Source organism: Hathewaya histolytica (genome assembly GCF_901482605.1).
Classification (GTDB): Bacteria; Bacillota; Clostridia; order Clostridiales; family Clostridiaceae; genus Hathewaya; species Hathewaya histolytica.
This window is the reverse complement of the sequence record NZ_LR590481.1, coordinates 837523-855588: the sequence shown is the minus strand read 5'-3', so window position 1 is coordinate 855588 and position 18066 is coordinate 837523. Positions and strand designations below refer to the sequence as shown.

The following is an 18066-nucleotide window of genomic DNA, read 5'->3' as shown; positions in this document are numbered from 1 at the left end:
TCCATGCCCCCTATATTTGTATATTAAAATTAATAATTAGTATATGTTTTTATATATCTAATTTATTATATCACTAAAAAAAGGAACTTAATATAATAAATTGTATATATGATATAATATTATGTGCTTTTTTATTAAGGGAGGACTACAAAATGAATAATTCTATTAAAGAAATATCCTATAAGAATTTAATAATAAATTTTAAAATTCCAGATTTTAAAATTACTAAAGAAATACCTCCTTTTAGGGGTATCATTGGTCAAGAACAGGCCGAAAGATCTTTGGATATGGGCCTACAGATAAATAAAAAAGAATACAATATATATATATCTGGTCATAGTGGTACAGGTAAGACTAGCTATATAATAAACAAAATAGAGAATTATGCTAAAACCATAAAATCTCCTTTAGATTGGTGTTATGTATTTAATTTCGAGGACGAAAACACACCATCTGCTCTTTCTTTTCCTTCTGGAGAAGGAAAGCAATTTAAATTGGGTATGGAAAATCTTATAGATTACCTTTATAGAGAAGCTCCTATTTGTTTTAGTTCTAATACCTATGAACAGGATAAAAACAATATTATAAGTAAATACGAAAAACAAATACTAGATATTACAGATAAACTAAACTCTATAGCTAGAAATATGGATCTGTTGATAAAAGAAGACTCAGAAGAAGGATTTGTATTCGTTCCTATAAAGGATGGTAAAGAACTAGTAAATGAAGAGTATAATAAACTAAATAATGAAGAAAAAAATAATATTAGTAACAATGCCGCTGAGCTAAGACTTATATCTATAGACACTATAAAACAAACTAAAATCCTAGAAAGAAACATGGAAAATGAAATCTTAAAATTAGATAATAAAATGGCTGAGAAACTGTTAGGTAAAAAATTTAATATACTTAAAGATAAATATAGTAAAAATAAAAAGGTCTTACAATATTTAGATCATGTTAAAGATGATTTAATAGAAAACATACAAGAGTTTTTAGAAGATAATCTAGAAAAGGTTTTTATTGATAAAGAATCTGATAATGCTAGACTATTAGAAAATATTCTAGACCATAGTGTACTAAAAAGATATGAAGTAAATGTTTTAGTAAGTAATAATCCTCTAAATGGAGCCCCTGTAATCTTTGAAGATTCTTGTGATTATCATAGTCTATTTGGAAAAATTGAATATGAAAATAAAATGGGAAACTTAGTTACAGACTTTACCCATATTAAGGCAGGAAATATTCATAGAGCTAATGGAGGATTTCTAATAATAAATGCCCAAGACCTATTAAATAACCTTGATTCTTATGAATATTTAAAAAGGGTTTTAAAAAATGAAAAGATAACTATAGAGAATACTCGAGGAAGCCTTGAAATTTTGCCTATAGTAAGCCTAAAAACTGAGGAAATCCCCCTTAATCTAAAGATCATTATAATCGGTAGTGAACTTTTATACTCTATATTACTGAATCATGATGAAGATTTTGAAAAACTATTTAAGATTAAAGCAGAATTTGATAGTGAACTTGAGAATAATGAGAAAAACATTTATGAAATTCTTGGTTATATAAATAACTATGTAGATGCAAATGACTTTCACCATATAGAGAAGAGTGGAATAATAGAACTCTTAACCTATGGAGCGAGACTTGCTGAAAATAAAAATTATATTACATCTTCTATTGGAAAACTTCTAGATATTATAGATATTGCAAATTTCTTTGCAAAGAAAGATAAAAAAGAAATCATAGAAAAAAAACACATTATAGAAGCTTTAAAAGAAAATATAGAAATGCATAGTATAACAAAATATAAAATATTAAAAATGTATAAAGAGAATAGATATCTATTAAATACTAAAGGAAGTTTGGTTGGGGAAATAAACGGTTTATGTGTAATTAATTTAGGTGATATAGAAATTGGAATGGCACATAAAATAACTGCGACAACCTATGCTGGACGTAAAGGAATAATAAATATTGAAAGAGAAGCTAAAATGAGCGGAAATATCTATAATAAAAGTGTAATGATTCTCTCAGGATTCATAGGTAAAATGCTCGGTGGTGATACTCATTTGTCCTTTAATGCTAGTATAGTTTTTGAACAATTATATTCTGGTATTGAAGGTGACAGTGCCTCTTGCGCAGAACTAATAGCCCTTCTATCTTCTCTTTCAAATATACCTATAAAACAAAACATTGCAATCACTGGTTCTATAAACCAAAAGGGAGAAGTCCAACCTATTGGTGGTGTAAATGAAAAAATAGAAGGATTCTTTGATATTTGTAATCTTAATAAAATGAATGGTTCCAATGGAGTCATAATTCCAAAACTTAATGTAGAAGATTTAATATTAAAAGATGAAGTATTACAAGCTATTAAGGATGGACTTTTTCATATTTATCCAGTGGATACCATAGAAGATTGTCTCTCAGTTTTATGTGATGAGGATCTTATAACCTCTTCAGATGAATCCTTAATTTCTCTAATTAAACAAAGAGCACTTTCAAAACTTAATAAGTTTAACACTTTACTTAATTATAAGTAAAATAAAGAGCACTTATTTTATAAACTTATACTATTATAAGAATATAAAATCTAGTGCTCTTTTTATAGAAAATATTTATATAATAAATCTATTTATTTTTTAATAACTTTAATTATATTGCTCTTGTTTGGTATTTTAACCAAGCTCTATGTTCTTCATCTAAATAAGGACTTAACTTTTCATAAACTTCTGCATGATAGTTATTTAGCCAAGTTCTTTCCTCTGGACTTAATAACTCAACTACTACTCCATCTAAATGCATTGGACAAAAAGTAATAGTTTCAAACTTCATAAATTGTCCTGATTCTGTACTCTCATCTTTTTTAACTACTAGAATGTTTTCTAATCTAATACCATGTTTACCTTCTTTATAAACACCAGGTTCATTAGTTACAACCATACCCTCTTCAAACACTGTAGGTACGTGATTAACTCTTATAGCATGAGGTCCTTCATGGACATTTAAGAAAAATCCTACTCCATGGCCTGTACCACATTTATAGTCAATTCCATACTCCCATAATGGTCTTCTTGCTAAAACATCTAGGTTAGTTCCTGTTACACCATATAAGAATTTTGCCATGCTTAGGTTAATTACACCTTTAAGAACTAGAGTAAAGTCTCTTTTTTCTTCCTGTGTAAGCTCGCCTAAAACCATAGTTCTTGTTATATCTGTTGTTCCTTCTAAATATTGTCCGCCTGAGTCTACAAGGAACATTCCCCTCTTTTCAAGTTCGTAGTCGCTATCTTCTGTTGCACTATAGTGCATCATAGCTGCATGTTCTTTATATCCTGCTATAGTACCAAAGCTTATGCCTTTAAAGTCTTCCCCTTCTTTTCTGAACTCTTCTAACTTATTAGTTGCAGAAATCTCAGTGATTCTTTCTTTTCCTAAATTATTATCTAACCAATATAAGAATTTAACCATAGCAACACCATCTTTAATATGCGCTATTCTCATATTTTCAAGTTCAACTTCACTCTTTATTCCTTTCATTTTAGTTGTTATATTTTGGGCTTCTACTTTTCCTGCTTCTTCCTTAATCGAATTAAATAACCACATATTTGTTTTAGTAGGATCATATATTACAGAATCTCCACTCTTTAATCTATTTAGATAATTCTCAACTTCTTCATATTCTTTGATAAGTATTCCATCACATTCTAATTCTTTTCTAACGTTTTCTGGAACTTTCTTTCCATTTACAAATAAAATAGCCTCATCTAAAGAAATTAAAGCATATGAAATAATAACTGGATTACAAGGAACATCATTACCTCTTATATTAAATAACCATGCTATATCATCTAAAGAAGATAGTAAGAAGTTATTTCCTTCTAGTTTTTTCATTTCTTCTCTAACATTATTTATCTTTTCAGTTCTGCTAAGGCCAGCATACTTAACATCTAAAGTAAAAATCTTATCTTCAGGAATAGAGGGTCTATCATTCCATAGTGTACCTAATAAATCCCATTGAAGATTAAATTTAATATTTTTCTTATATAGAGTACTTTCTAATTCTTCTGCAAAAGTCCTAGAAACCGTTTTTCCATCAAATCCAATAGTATCATTGTCTTTTAAAACTGATTTCAACCATTCTTTAATTGTTGGAACTGAAGGTTGTCCCATTTTGAAAAGTTTAATTCCTGAACCCTCTAATTGTTTTTCAGCTTGTATGAAATATCTTCCATCAGTCCAAAGACCAGCATCATCTAATGTAACTACTACTGTACCAGCTGACCCTGTAAATCCTGAAATCCATTCCCTACCTTTCCAATGAGGCGCTACATACTCACTTTGGTGAGCATCTGAACTAGGAATAACATATGCTTGTATTCCCTTCTCTTGCATTAACTTTCTTAATTCTTGAACTCTTTCTTTAATATTCATATACTCCCTGACACAGATTACATATGTAAATTATAAATAATCCATTCAGGTATACACCTACCTTTCCATAATTTATTACCCTAAGTTGTTGTAAAGTACTTAAAGTCCATTATTATAAACAAATGGGCTTATCCCAAGGTAGTACCTAAATCATATTATATATCATTTTATAAGTTTTTTGAATATTTAAACTAAACTATTTTACTTATTTAATGCATATTTATATGTTTTATTTATTATTAGATTATATTATTGATAATTTTACTAATCATTAATCAAGATTTCATCAACTTTTTTATCAGTATCTTCTAAGATTACTTTATCTAAAATTTGAAATTTATATGCTAAAGCTATTACTGGTATCTCCTTAGAAAGACTTCCTATAAACCTATCATAAAATCCTCCACCGTACCCTACTCTTCCTCCTTCTTTATCAAAAGCAACCCCAGGTGATACTATAAGATCTATATCTTCATTATTAGTTCTTTTACAATATTCTTTTGGTTCTAATACCTTAAAATACCCCTCTTCTAAATCTTCCATAGAATTTATATAATAGGCTTCCATAATCTTCTCTTGTTTATTTATCTTAGGCACGCATATCTTTATGTTTTTTTGTAATGCATTTTTTATTATATTATGAGTATAAACCTCTCCTCTAAAGCTAACATATATGAATATTGTACTAGATGCTTCATATAAGGAATGAGTAATTAATTTTTTTTCTATTGATTCATCCCATAAACTTTTTTCTTCTTCTTTCATATTATCTCTTAAATTATAGATATAATTTCTAATAGCTTTTTTATTATTGAACATTTCACTAGCTCCTTTTTATATTTATATTAGTCAATAAACTTTTAATTAAAACTAATATAGGCAAAAATCAAAATTGATTACATCATAAACAAAAATATTGCTTTTTTAAATAAGTTAACCTTGACTAATTAAGCATAACTTATAGTTTTGGAATATTTAACCTATAAGTTATTTTATCATAAAGAAATTTTATAAACAATTTTAATCTCATACTATATTTAAAATAACTATCAATACATTAAATATATTGATAATGAATATAAACTATTTAATATATTGATCTTATATATTACAAATTTCTCATACTTCACTTGAAAATTTAGATTTTTTTGATATTTTTTTATTTTATACTACATTTAAGTTATTTGTTACGTATTTGTAATTTAACATACGACAAAAAACGTGTATAATGAAATAGGAATCATAAATAAGTTAGGAGAGAATTTTAATGAAAAAAAGATTTGGAATTTTAATGTGTGTACTTATTATAGCCAGCGGCATATTAGTGTTTTTTAATAACTCCTCTATTAAAAGCATAAAAGATGAAAATGCTAAGCTTAAATCTCAGGTGGAAGCCTTAGAAAAAGATAAAAAAGATTTAAATAGTAAAAAAAGTAAACTTATAGAAGATAAACAAAAATTAGAACAAAAACTAAAAAAGTAAAGGAATGATAATATTATGAGAAATTCAAATAGAAGAAACCAGCGTAAGTCTTTAAGTCCATTAAAGATCTTATTATTTGCTATATTTATAGTCTCTTTTTCTTTTGCAATACTTACCCAAACTCAGGCAATACTTGCTAAAAATGAAAATAAAAAAATAAGTAATAAACTTACCGCTTTAAAAGAAGAAAATAAGAAATCTAGTGAAGATATGAAAAAACTAGAAAATGATATTGAAAAATTAAAATCAGAAGTTAAAGAAAATATGAAAAATAAAAAAGTTGCTTATTTAACTTTTGATGATGGTCCTTCTAGAAAAAATACAAGAAGAATACTTAAGACTCTAAAGGATCATGATGTAAAGGCTACCTTCTTTGTAAATGGACATCCTGGACTAGAAGAACTATATAAAGAAATAGTTAATGATGGACATGCACTTGCAAACCATACATATAGTCATGATTATTCTAAAGTTTATTCTTCTGTTAATAACTTTAAAGCCGATGTTAAGAAGTTAGACAAATACCTAGAGGAAGTAACTGGACAAGCTCCTAACTATCTTTTGAGATACCCTGGAGGTTCTAACAATACTATAAGCTATAAATATGGCGGAAAAGGTATCATGAAGGATATAGTAAAAGAAATGAGTAAGGAATATGAATTTTTCGACTGGAATGTAGATTCTACAGATGCCTCTGCTATGACTCAAAAGAAAGATAAAATTGTACAAAGTGTACTTTCTGAAAGTAAAAGTACAAATCAAGCCGTTATTTTAATGCACGATTTAGATCCTAAAACTACTACAGCAGATGCTCTTCCAGAAATTATAAAAGGTTTAAAAGCTATGGGGTTTGAATTTGATAAAATGACAAAGGATTCATACGCTCCTCACTTTACAAAAGTGCCAAAATAACTTAGAAAAATAAAGCTTTATTGCACTTATAATCCATTTTGCAATGAAGTTTTATTTTTTTGTTTTTAAAAATTATAGTTTTTATACTGGAAATATATTGCCATAAAAGAGGATTCTAGTTGATTTCGTTGGTTTTATGAAATATCCTTCCTTTATTTCCATGGTTTTTAACTTTTAATGCCAAAACTCCTATGTTAAGATGTTTTCAAGCAACAAAGAAAAAATAATTTTTAAGAAATTAAAGGGAGGAAATGATACAATGAACAAAATGTCAAAAATTTTATCAGTTACAACCGCAACTTTAATGTCACTTTCACTTACATCTTCAGTTTATGCAAGAGGCTTAAACTGTAACGCAAGAAATAATGTAAAATCTAAAATTGTATATAAAGACTGTAGTGGCTTAAATAAAAATGAAGTTTTATCTAAATATGGCTTTAATAAATCTTGTAACATAGATTGCAATAAAAAAGTTGTAACTACAAACAACCAAGGTAATAAAGAAGTTTCAAAACCTGATACTAAAACTCCTGTAGCCCCTGCTAAACCAGCAGAAAAGCCACAAGAAAATTCTGGTGATAAAGCTACAAGCGGTAACTTTGCAGCTCAACAAAATGAAGTCTTAAATCTTGTAAATGCTGAAAGAAGCAAAGCAGGTTTAAAACCTTTAAAATTAAATGCTGAACTTAATAAAGTTGCCACACTAAAATCAGAAGATATGATTAAAAATAATTACTTCTCTCACAATTCTCCAACATATGGTTCACCTTTCGATATGATGAAGAAATTCGGTGTTTCCTATACAAGTGCTGGAGAAAACATCGCAATGGGACAACCTTCCCCAAGTGAAGTTATGAAAGGTTGGATGAATTCTTCTGGTCACAGAGCTAACATATTAAATGGAAGCTTTACAGAATTAGGTGTTGGTGTTGCAAAAGATTCAAACGGAAGATTATACTGGACTCAAATGTTCATAGGAAAATAATAATTTACCTTAATAATCTTTTTACTAAAAAAGGTTGTCCTGAAATGGACAACCTTTTTTTAAATTTACTAACTTAAAGTAATATTTTATTGTTCTACATCAAAAGTTATAGCTTTTTCTATTGGCATTTTATTTTTTTCACCATTCCATAAGAATGCTTTAACTTTATATTTTTTGTCTTTAGGTAAATCTAATTTTATTTTTACACTTAACTCTTTATCTTCTTGAGGTTTTAAAACAACGTCTCCAGATTTCTCATACTTTACTAACTTATTTTTTTCATTATATACTGCTACATATAAGCTAGCTAATTCTTCATTATCTGAATTATTTTTTACATTTGCTTTAACTTCTTCTTCTGCATTTAATTTAAATTTATTTTTATTATTTTTAAATGAACCTTTAACAGGATTAGAATTTATAGCAAGTTTAGCTCCAAATACCTTATGAACATCTAAATTATATATAGATTTTGTGTTTCCTTCTTTGTCTTCTAAGATTATGAAGTTAATTTTTTCTGTTCCATTTGGTTTAAAATCTAATTTTGCCTTGTATTCTTTGTTTGTTCTAGCTAGTTTTATTTTCTTTGTCTCTGTTTTACCTTTTTGTTCAACTAATAGAGACACATAAGCTTTTTCTCCATATAAATCATCAGTTTGAACTATTAACTCATTATTTTTTACTTTTATTCTTTGTATCATAGAAGCATCTTGTTTTGTTATATTTTTTGTAGTATCTGTAGATATATGAAGTTTTGCTGAACTACTATTTTTGCTTTGATCAGTTACAAATACTCTTAATCCATAATTATTAAGTATAACTCCTGATTGTGCTAAAGTATGATCACTTCCATTGAAATAGCTATTTTTATCATGGAAATAAGGATTCATAAAAGTATTATTATCTCTAGTTATAGCACCATTTTCCCATTTCTTTTCAATAGGTGTAGTTTCTTTTAATCCAAATGCAGCATCATGTAATTGGTAGTCAACACCGTCAATTCCTGATTGGTCTCCCTTAATCCATCTTACTGGTTCTTGATCTGCATCTACTACTGATGCATAAGCAGAACCTGGATGCTCATCTGTTTGTTGGTTTGCTCTATTAGATCCATTTAACATTCCTCTGTTCATATACCACATAACTAGACCTGGGTCGTAAGTTATACCTTTCATACGATTTGATGGGAATGTTCCTAACCCTTCATCTATTTCTCCATTTTTATGATTACGCCATTCAATTAAATAGTTATGGTCTGATTTCTTAACTGCATTAGATTTTTTAAAGCCATCTAATTTAAATTTATCTTCACCTTCTGCATTATCCTCTAAAAGAACTTTATCATTATCTCCTAAAACTTTAATTTCATCGATATAAGCACCTTCTTGAGGAGTATTTCCATCTGTCCAGAAGAAGAATTTCAAGTCAATTTTCTTACCTGCATATTTACTTAAATCAAATTCAGCATCTACCCATGCTTTTCCAGAGTCTCCTGTAATTCCATGTCCTGGATTTCTATCTGTAGGATCGTCTGGTGTTTCATCATTAGGGTTTTTATCTGTAGTTATGTTACCTTTTATAGCTTCCCACTTGTTTTTTCCTTGTTCACTAACTTGTACTGATAAGTAGTCATATTCAGGATCTATATCATACCAAGTTGAGAATTTAAGCTTAGCACTCTTTTGTGAAGTTAAATCTAAAAGTGTACTCATTGATGTTCTAGAATCATCTTTGTTATCTGTAAAGTAAGCAAAGTTACCTTGTTTCATTTTAGTTATTGTAGTTTCTTTTTCTGGAAGATCTATTCTAATAGTATTAATTTTATCATCCTTAACTGATGATTGTCCTATAACAATATCTTTTCCCTTTTCACTTAAATCATTAATTGAAAACTCTTCAGCATTTTGCCAATTTAATTTAAAGCCCTTAGATTCAAAATCTTTTTGAAGATATTCTCTACCATATGCACCATAACTATTAGGCATAGTTCCTCTAATTGGACCTGTGTAGCTTCCACCCATTAATGACCAGTAATCTACTGGAGGAGTGGAATCCCCGAATCCATAAAGGTCAAATAATCCTAATACATGTCCATATTCATGTCCAAATAAATCCATTGGTAAATCCTGAGCAAAAACAGTGTAATCTTCACCCTTCCACTTTTTACCTTTACTATCTGTAACTTCTGGCATTTTATACCCACTAGATGGATACCAGCTTACTCTTGCTCTATAAGGCCATATAGCATCTTTCCCTAAATGTCCTCCACCATGTTCTTCTCCAATACCAGGATGAATAACTACAAGAGAGTCTATTATTCCATCTGGCTCATAATAATTTCCATCATTATCATAATCCCATTTATCTTCTACATCATATTTTGACAAATCAATATTAGGGTCATTAGCTACCTTCTTCAATGCTTCTATTACAAGTTTATTAGCATCATCTTGAGTACTACCGTAATATGCAGCGTCATGCTCTGCAGTATACCAACCTGCTACATCCCCATTAAATATGTAACTTCCACCAGATTCTTCATTTAAAAACTTTCTAATAGACACATAGCTGTTTCCATCAGATCCTGTATAACGTTCTTCCCCGAAAAATCTGTCCCTATAAAATTGTGGTGAATATAAATAATCTGTCTTTTGTTCCTTTTTATACCCATTAATATTCCAATCTTCTTTTTCAAATATTTCGTCATGCTTGTAATCCTTGAAATCCATTAGGATTATTAATGGTTTTGCCTCATACTTTTTCCCTGTCCAAGCTTTCTTCTGAGCTACTGGAACAGTATCTTTAAATACTCCAGATTTAGCACTTGTAGCATTTGCTGCCATAGGGCAAATCATTGTAAGTGTAACTGTAAATGCAGCTACTTTCCCCATAAACTTTTTACTAAACAAAATATTCTCCCCCTTTACATATTTATTAAAATTTTAAATTTAAATTTAAAATTTATAAACCCCTTTAACCTATTTTGAAATAAATATTATGTTTTCTATAAACAAATTAATTTTATTATTGCCTATAGAACCTTTTTTTTTAATTTTCAATAAATTAGTCGTTTAATATTTTTGTTTGTATAATGGTATGTTCTAAATAAATATATGTATTGATTTTGCTTAAGATTTGTTTCTTTGTTTATTTAAATTATATAATAATATATTAAAAAAGAAAATTCGGAAAATTAATGTTAAAGATTAACAAACTCTTAATAGTATAATAATACATTTAAGAAATAAAAGTCAATAACATTTATGAAAAAACTTGCTTTACATATAAATAACCTTTATAATAATGCATATGCAATTCATTTGCAAATAAATATTGTAATATAAAGGAAGATATATAATGCATATTCTAATACATAGTTTTTTACACGGTATTGAAGATACCCTAAAAATGCTCCCCTTACTTTTTATAGTTTTATTTTTAATGGAATTTTTAGAAATTAAGTATGGTAAAACTTTAAACGATAACATAAAAAAAGCAGGTAAACTTGGTCCTTTAATAGGTTCCCTTTTAGGTGTAATTCCTCAATGTGGAATCTCCATATTAGCTGTAGGTTTCTTTTCTGAAAGGCTTATTAGCCTAGGAACTATGATGGCTGTATTTATTTCTACCTCTGACGAAGCTATCCCTCTTTTAATTTCTAATCCCAAACAAGCTAAAACTATCCTCCCCCTCATATTAACAAAGTTAGTTTTAGGAATAATAGTTGGATACTCAGTAGACTTTATATTTAAAAATCATAATATAAACATAAAAAATATAAAAAATTTAAACTTAGATAACCATTGTTTTTGTTCTCATGATGATTCATCACACATTCATAATCATGATAATAAACACAGTAAAGACTTACACATAAGAGAACATGATCATATTAATTTAAAACATATATTTATTCACACTCTGAAAAAGTTATTTAAAATTGCACTATATATATTTGTAGTAACTTTTTTACTAAATATAATATTAGAAATAAAAGAGCTCTCTTCTATATTAAAAGTTAGCTCTGGTAACACAATAATTCAAATATTCTTTTCCTCTCTTATAGGACTAATACCAAATTGTGCAACATCAATTGCTCTTGTAGAGGTATTCTCCATAGGAAGTTTAAGTTACAGTGCTTTAATAAGTGGTCTTAGTTCTAACGCTGGTCTTGCCCTGATTCTACTATTTAAAGAAAGGCAAAACAGAAAATCAGCACTACTAATAACCCTAATACTATATGTATCCGCTGTAATATGTGGCTTATTAACTAATCTAATATTTTAAAAATCAAAGATTTATCACTACTAAATTTCATCTTAGTGATAAATCTTTTTTATGTCTATGTTTAGTATATTTCCTCTAAAATTTTCTCCTTTCTATTTAAATCCCACTTTATACTAAGTTTTACTATTCATTAGGTACAAAATTAATATCCCATACTCTGTAAATATATATTGTATCATTTTGTTTATGTATTTTGAATTTTGTTTCTTTATCATCCCTATCGAAATAGTATGGTATAATACTAATAGGTGTTTAATCACCTATTGAATTTATTAATATCGCTCTAGTTTTCATTGAATATTTTAAAGTTTTGTTATAGAATCTCAATGATTGTTAAAAAACGCAATACACTATCGAATTTTGTTATATTTAAAATAATTAATATAGGTGATTTTATGAAAAATAAGATTTTACTAAAGAGAATACTTAATATTATTCCAATGCTATTTTTTATTTCTTTTATTTCTTTTATACTAATGAACTTAGCTCCTGGTGATCCTGTACAAGCTTTTATAACTCCTGATATGGATTATAATGAAATACTTAGAATAAAGCATAACATGGGCTTAGACAAACCCATAGTTGTAAGATACTTTATTTGGCTTTTCAATATACTAAAAGGAGACCTAGGATACTCTATGATAACTCATCAGAAAGTTTCCGTAGAACTAGGTGCTAGGATTATTCCTACTTTAATTTTAATGGGTTCTGCTTCAATTTTTTCTTTAATAATTTCTATTCCACTTGGAATGTATGTTGCAATCCATAGAAATAAACTTGCGGATAATCTATTTACTTTTATTTCATATATAGGTATATCCATTCCTGGATTTTGGTTTGGAATGATCTTAATTACAATTTTTTCATTAAAACTACGTCTTTTACCTAGTATAGGTATGCATACCATCGGAGTGGAAAATTCCATTATTGATTTAATTAAACATATGATAATGCCTTGCTTGGTACTTAGTTTGCCTAGTATAGCTGAAAATACAAGATATGTTCGCTCTAGTATTTTAAGTCAATTAGAAGAAGATTATGTACAAACGGCCTTAGCAAAAGGTGCCTCTAGAAAAAGAATTTTAACAAAACATGTACTTAAAAATTCTTTATTACCATTAGTTACAATTTTATGTATGAGTTTACCTGATTTATTTACGGGTGCATTTATTACAGAGACCATATTTGGTTGGCCAGGTATGGGAAGGCTTGGTATTAGCTCTATACAAAGTTTGGACTACCCTATAATAATGGCTATTACTATGCTATCCTCTACACTACTTATATTTGGTAATCTAATTGCAGATTTATTGTATACAGTAATAGACCCTAGAATAAGGAGGGTAAATGAAACAAATGAATAAAACTATAAATGCTAATAATGAACTTTCAAAAGAAAAGTTTAAATTTATCAATAATATATCACCTTATAATATTGAAGAAGAAATACAAATTTCTGAAAATAAATATATAGATAATCTAATTTTACAAATAAAGTCAAGTAAACTAGCAATGTTCTCACTTTGTGTATTATTTGTAGTGCTCATATGTTCTATATTTGCCTTTGTATCACCATATAATCCAAATAAAATCAGTATTTCTGAAAGATTAAATACACCTTCACTCAAACATGTTTTTGGAACAGATGAACTTGGAAGAGACTATTTTACTAGGATTTTATACGGTGGTAGAGTATCTCTTACTGTTGGATTTTTGTCCATGATAATGTCAGTTTCCATTGGTACTATTGTTGGTACTTTTAGTGGATTTATAGGTGGAAAAGTTGACAAGATAATTATGAGAATTATTGATATATTGATGTGTATACCTACTTTTTTCTTAATCTTAATCGCAAATGCTTATCTAAAACCTGGTTTAAAAAATGTAATTGTGGTTATCGGAATATTTGGGTGGATGGGAATCGCAAGGATAGTACGTGCTGAAACTCTTTCCTTTAAAGAAAGAGAGTATGTACTTGCCTCACACTCCATGGGTGGTAGAAGTTGGTATATAATCAAAAAACATATACTTCCAAATGTTATGCCTACAGTTATAGTAACATCCTCTATAAATATAGCACGTGCAATACTTACAGAATCTGCCCTAAGCTTTTTAGGACTAGGAGTTCAAGCACCTGCTGCATCTTGGGGAAGCATGTTACAAACTGCTCAAAGATATCTATCTCAAGCATCACATCTAGCGCTATTTCCAGGTATGGCTATACTTCTAACAGTCCTAAGTTTTAACGTAGTGGGAGATGTGCTTAGAATATCATTAGAACCAAAAGTGGTTAAAAAATAATGTCTATGCATTGTTTTAATTTTATAAATTTAAGGGGGAATAATTAAGATGAAAAAACGACTTATAGCTGCCTTACTTTCAGTCGGTCTAGTATTTTCACTAGCCTCATGTGGCACTAAACCTACTAATGAAAAAAAAGATAGTGGTAAAGAAGGAACAAAAACTGAGGCTAAGAAAAAAGATGGTGGAACTGTTATATTATCATCTGCCACAGATCCTACTAGCTTAAATCCATTTTTTAGATACAATAGAATTACGTATACGGTAAGTAATGCATTATTTGACCCACTATTTAGAGAACATGATGGTAAAAAAGATTATTGTCTTGCAAAAGACTTAAAAGTCTCTGAGGATATGTTAACTTATACCCTTACTTTAAAAGATAATCTAAAATGGCATGATGGTCAAAAAATAACTTCTGACGACATAGTTTATACTGTTAAAACTTTACTTGATAAAAATCAAAATATCGAAGCTAGAGGTAATTTTGTTATAAATAATAGGGATGTACAAGTTGCAAAGAAAGATGATTTAACTGTGGAATTCAAATTACCACAAGTTTATGTACCATTTGAAGCAGCTCTAGGTGACTTTAGACCAATTCCAAAGCATATCTTTGAAAAGGAAAAAAGCATAGAAAAAGCAGAGGCTTCAACGGCAAAACCTGTTGGTTCTGGTCCATTTAAATTTAAAGAATGGAAAAAAGGTGAAATGTTAACTTTTGAAAGATTTAACGATTATCATGGTGGAAAACCAAATCTAGATAAGCTTGTATTTAGAATTTCTGCAGATACTAATTCAACTTCAGCAGCTTTTGAGAATGGTGAAATAACAACAACATATCTTACTGATGAGAATTATTTAAAATATTCTAAGGACCAAAAATTTAACACTTATACTTTTGACGAAGGGATGGTTAATTACATAGTATTTAACATGAAAAATCCTTTACTTGCAAAAAAAGAAGTTAGACAAGCAATTTCTTATGCTTTAAATAAAGATGAACTATTAAAAGCAGATTCTGGTACAACTGAATTAACTAAAAAAGCTTCCTCAGTAATGCCACCTTCTACAAAATTCTATACAGAAGACGTAGAAAAGTATGATCATAATATAGAAAAAGCTAAAGAATTAATGAAAAAAGCTGGTGTATCTAAGGGCAAATTAAAATTCATGTATACAACATCAAAAGAAACTTCAAAGAAAATAGTTCTAGTAGTTCAGGAACAATTAAAAGCAATTGGTATTGATGTTGAAGCTGTTGGTATAGATGATCAATCTTTCTTTGCTAAACTTATGGGAGAAAAAGAAAGAGATTATGACCTAATAATGAATGGATACGTTATGGGGGATGAACCAAGTGCTTATGGAGAAGTTTATTCCTCTAAAGCATCATTTAATGCATCTCAATATTTAAACAAAGATTTAGACAAATTATTTGATGATGCTAAAATTGAAAAAAATGAAGCTAAAAGAAAAGAAATGTATGAAAAAATTCAAAAGACTATAGCTGAAGACGCTCCAGTTTACACTCTTGATTACTCTATATCAAAAGTTGCAACTGATAAAAAATTAGGTGGAGTTAAAGAAGCTAAATTAGTTCCAATATATATGTTTGAAGATTTATCTAAACTTTATTTTACTGAATAATATATTTAAAATCAAAAAATTCTAGCTAAAATACTGTAATTACAATCTAAAAAGCACTATGAAGAATAATATTTTATACTCTTCATAGTGCTTTTTTATATACTTAATTAACTTAGTTTATATATTACTATTATTTTACTTATACTACATCTAATTTGATCATGTAATTATTTTCACTAGGATTTTTCCAACTTAAAGTCATACAGGAACTTAAATCAGGATTATACATATTTACCGAAACGTCATTTAAAAACATCTTTAAATTATATGCAGCATATATTAGGGCTGCTTTTTTTCTAACAGGATCCTTAATCTTTCTCATATTTATAAGTCCGCAGGAAACCCCTGCAAGATAGAAAGATGGATTGTATAAAACATTTCTACTATCAGACACCACAAGCTTTAGATTTTCTCTAAGCTTTGGTATAAGTTGTCTTAAAAGAGACATACCCTTTCCTTTTGGTATATCTACATAAAGAACACCCTCACTTACACATTTGCATACCTTAGTCCAAAGATCTCTATGGAATTCAGTATCAAAATCTAAATAGTCTGATAAGGTTATGGATTCTAAATATCTTATATCATGAAAAACATTACAATTTTCTAATATGTCGCAAAAATCTATAATAATAGGTTTATTTTCTGTAATAATTATATTATTACCTTGGAAATCTCCATGTACCCATGATGTTAAACAAGCTACCTTAATATCTCTCAATGAATCTAAATCGTTAAAGAAATAATATGGGTTAGGAAGTATGTTGTCAGTTCCATCTAAGGAAATCCATTTTACATCTTTTCTTATACCTATTTCTTCAAAGGATTTTATATATTTTTTATCCATAAACCTATGTGCTAACTCACCTTGAACTATTTCTTTAGGAGACAAGTATTGCTTTTCATGTTCCTTATTCCAAGTAAAAATAAATTTAGTAAGCTTGGACATTATTTGATCCTTAAGTTCATCCTCATTTATAATTTTTTCTAAAAATGTCTCTGAGTTATATATATCATCTCCAGCAAGATCATATAAATTAGCATAAACTGTAGGTTGATTTTCAATATTCACTTCATAGTCCTGTACTAACTTTGCTATATATTTATGCATATTATTTTGCATAGCTACTTCATAAGCTTTTTGAAATGATTCACATTCAGAACTACTACTAGTTAGTTTTAGTATTCCAACTTTATTATCTGGACCATACTCTACCATGAAAACTCGTGCACCAGATCTTCCATTAGTAAGTATTTTTAAAATTTCAACAGGAGCAATTTTATGACTTTTTTCTTTACTTTGATTATTTATTTCGTTTAATATTTCAATAATATCCATGTTAAATCACCTATTAGTTAATATTTTTTACTTTTTAATATGATTATAATAACTATATTATAATTTATATTCTTTAACACCATATAAATAGATTATAACATATTTATTAACTGCTCCTGTTTTTATTATAATTTAATGCTTATTTTATTCTTAAACTAACATCTATAACGTAATAACTTCTTTTTATTAAACTTAATTTTATCCATATATTTTATCACTGATACCTTCATTTAAAACCTTTTGCGCATACTCTTTTGCCTTTTTCAGTGAGTGATCTTTATAATTACCACATTGAACTTCGTTAGCAGCAGGTACTTCTTCTGTATCTATAATCCTTTTAAATGAGTACTCTAAAGCTTTTATTACTTCCTTTGGTTCTCTATCTCCCCAAGCTATCATATAAAATCCTGTTCGGCATCCCATAGGAGAAATATCTATTATACCTTCCATCTTCTCTCTCATAAATCCTGCCATTAAATGCTCTATTGTATGAATAGCGCCTGTATCCATAACTTCTCTATTGGGCATCATAAATCTTAAGTCAAACTTTGAAATTTCATCTCCTAATTTTCCATTCTGAACACCACACTTCCTAACAAACGGTGCCTTTAATTTTGTGTGATCAATTGTAAAACTTTCAACTTTAACCATAGTAAATACCTCCTA

At 28.4% G+C, this 18066-nt stretch carries 13 protein-coding genes; 8 read left to right on the top strand and 5 right to left on the bottom strand.

Features of this window, described 5'->3' with window-relative positions:
* Positions 1–152 precede the first annotated feature (152 nt).
* A complete protein-coding gene (locus FGL08_RS03970; RefSeq protein WP_138209542.1) occupies positions 153–2552 on the top strand; it encodes a Lon protease family protein in 2400 nt (799 codons plus the stop codon).
* A gap of 112 nt (positions 2553–2664) precedes the next feature.
* Here the strand turns inward: FGL08_RS03970 and FGL08_RS03965 are convergent, their stop codons facing one another.
* The gene (locus FGL08_RS03965; RefSeq protein ID WP_138209541.1) at positions 2665–4443 is read right to left on the bottom strand and encodes an aminopeptidase P family protein; all 1779 of its coding nucleotides are present in this window, start codon (positions 4441–4443) and stop codon (positions 2665–2667) included.
* Positions 4444–4707: 264 nt separating this feature from the next.
* On the bottom strand, positions 4708–5262 hold the full coding sequence (locus tag FGL08_RS03960) for a 5-formyltetrahydrofolate cyclo-ligase (RefSeq protein ID WP_138209540.1): 555 nt from the start codon (positions 5260–5262) through the stop codon (positions 4708–4710).
* A gap of 448 nt (positions 5263–5710) precedes the next feature.
* Between FGL08_RS03960 and FGL08_RS03955 the strand changes: the two genes are divergently transcribed.
* The 3 genes from FGL08_RS03955 (at position 5711) to FGL08_RS03945 (ending at position 7823) form a co-directional block, all read left to right on the top strand.
* Positions 5711–5926, top strand: coding sequence for a hypothetical protein (locus tag FGL08_RS03955; RefSeq protein WP_138209539.1), 216 nt, complete (start codon positions 5711–5713; stop codon positions 5924–5926).
* Between the two features lie 15 nt (positions 5927–5941).
* Complete coding sequence (locus FGL08_RS03950) at positions 5942–6838, top strand: polysaccharide deacetylase family protein (protein ID WP_138209538.1); 897 nt, start codon at positions 5942–5944, stop codon at positions 6836–6838.
* A gap of 259 nt (positions 6839–7097) precedes the next feature.
* A complete protein-coding gene (locus FGL08_RS03945) occupies positions 7098–7823 on the top strand; it encodes a CAP domain-containing protein (RefSeq protein WP_138209537.1) in 726 nt (241 codons plus the stop codon).
* Between the two features lie 86 nt (positions 7824–7909).
* Here the strand turns inward: FGL08_RS03945 and FGL08_RS03940 are convergent, their stop codons facing one another.
* Complete coding sequence (locus FGL08_RS03940; protein ID WP_138209536.1) at positions 7910–10732, bottom strand: immune inhibitor A domain-containing protein; 2823 nt, start codon at positions 10730–10732, stop codon at positions 7910–7912.
* Between the two features lie 448 nt (positions 10733–11180).
* On the opposite strand from FGL08_RS03940, the gene FGL08_RS03935 reads away from it, so the two are divergent.
* The 4 genes from FGL08_RS03935 to FGL08_RS03920 all read left to right on the top strand — a co-directional run bounded on the left by FGL08_RS03935 (position 11181) and on the right by FGL08_RS03920 (position 16061).
* Positions 11181–12110, top strand: coding sequence for a putative manganese transporter (locus FGL08_RS03935; RefSeq protein WP_138209535.1), 930 nt, complete (start codon positions 11181–11183; stop codon positions 12108–12110).
* A gap of 395 nt (positions 12111–12505) precedes the next feature.
* Positions 12506–13474 carry an ABC transporter permease gene (locus FGL08_RS03930; RefSeq protein ID WP_138209534.1) on the top strand — a complete coding sequence of 323 codons (969 nt, stop codon included), beginning with the start codon at positions 12506–12508 and terminating at the stop codon, positions 13472–13474.
* Positions 13458–14411 (top strand): ABC transporter permease, encoded by a 954-nt coding sequence (locus FGL08_RS03925; RefSeq protein ID WP_415578590.1) that lies wholly within the window; start codon positions 13458–13460, stop codon positions 14409–14411. The genes FGL08_RS03930 and FGL08_RS03925 overlap by 17 nt, the downstream gene beginning before the upstream one ends.
* Positions 14412–14459: 48 nt before the next feature.
* Positions 14460–16061, top strand: a complete 1602-nt coding sequence (locus tag FGL08_RS03920) for an ABC transporter substrate-binding protein (RefSeq protein WP_138209533.1) — start codon at positions 14460–14462, stop codon at positions 16059–16061.
* Between the two features lie 139 nt (positions 16062–16200).
* Here FGL08_RS03920 and FGL08_RS03915 read toward each other — a convergent pair whose 3' ends face one another.
* Together FGL08_RS03915 and FGL08_RS03910 are read right to left on the bottom strand one after the other, a co-directional pair.
* Positions 16201–17400 (bottom strand): hypothetical protein, encoded by a 1200-nt coding sequence (locus tag FGL08_RS03915; protein ID WP_138209532.1) that lies wholly within the window; start codon positions 17398–17400, stop codon positions 16201–16203.
* Positions 17401–17598: 198 nt separating this feature from the next.
* On the bottom strand, positions 17599–18051 hold the full coding sequence (locus tag FGL08_RS03910; protein WP_138209531.1) for an S-ribosylhomocysteine lyase: 453 nt from the start codon (positions 18049–18051) through the stop codon (positions 17599–17601).
* Positions 18052–18066: the final 15 nt, after the last annotated feature.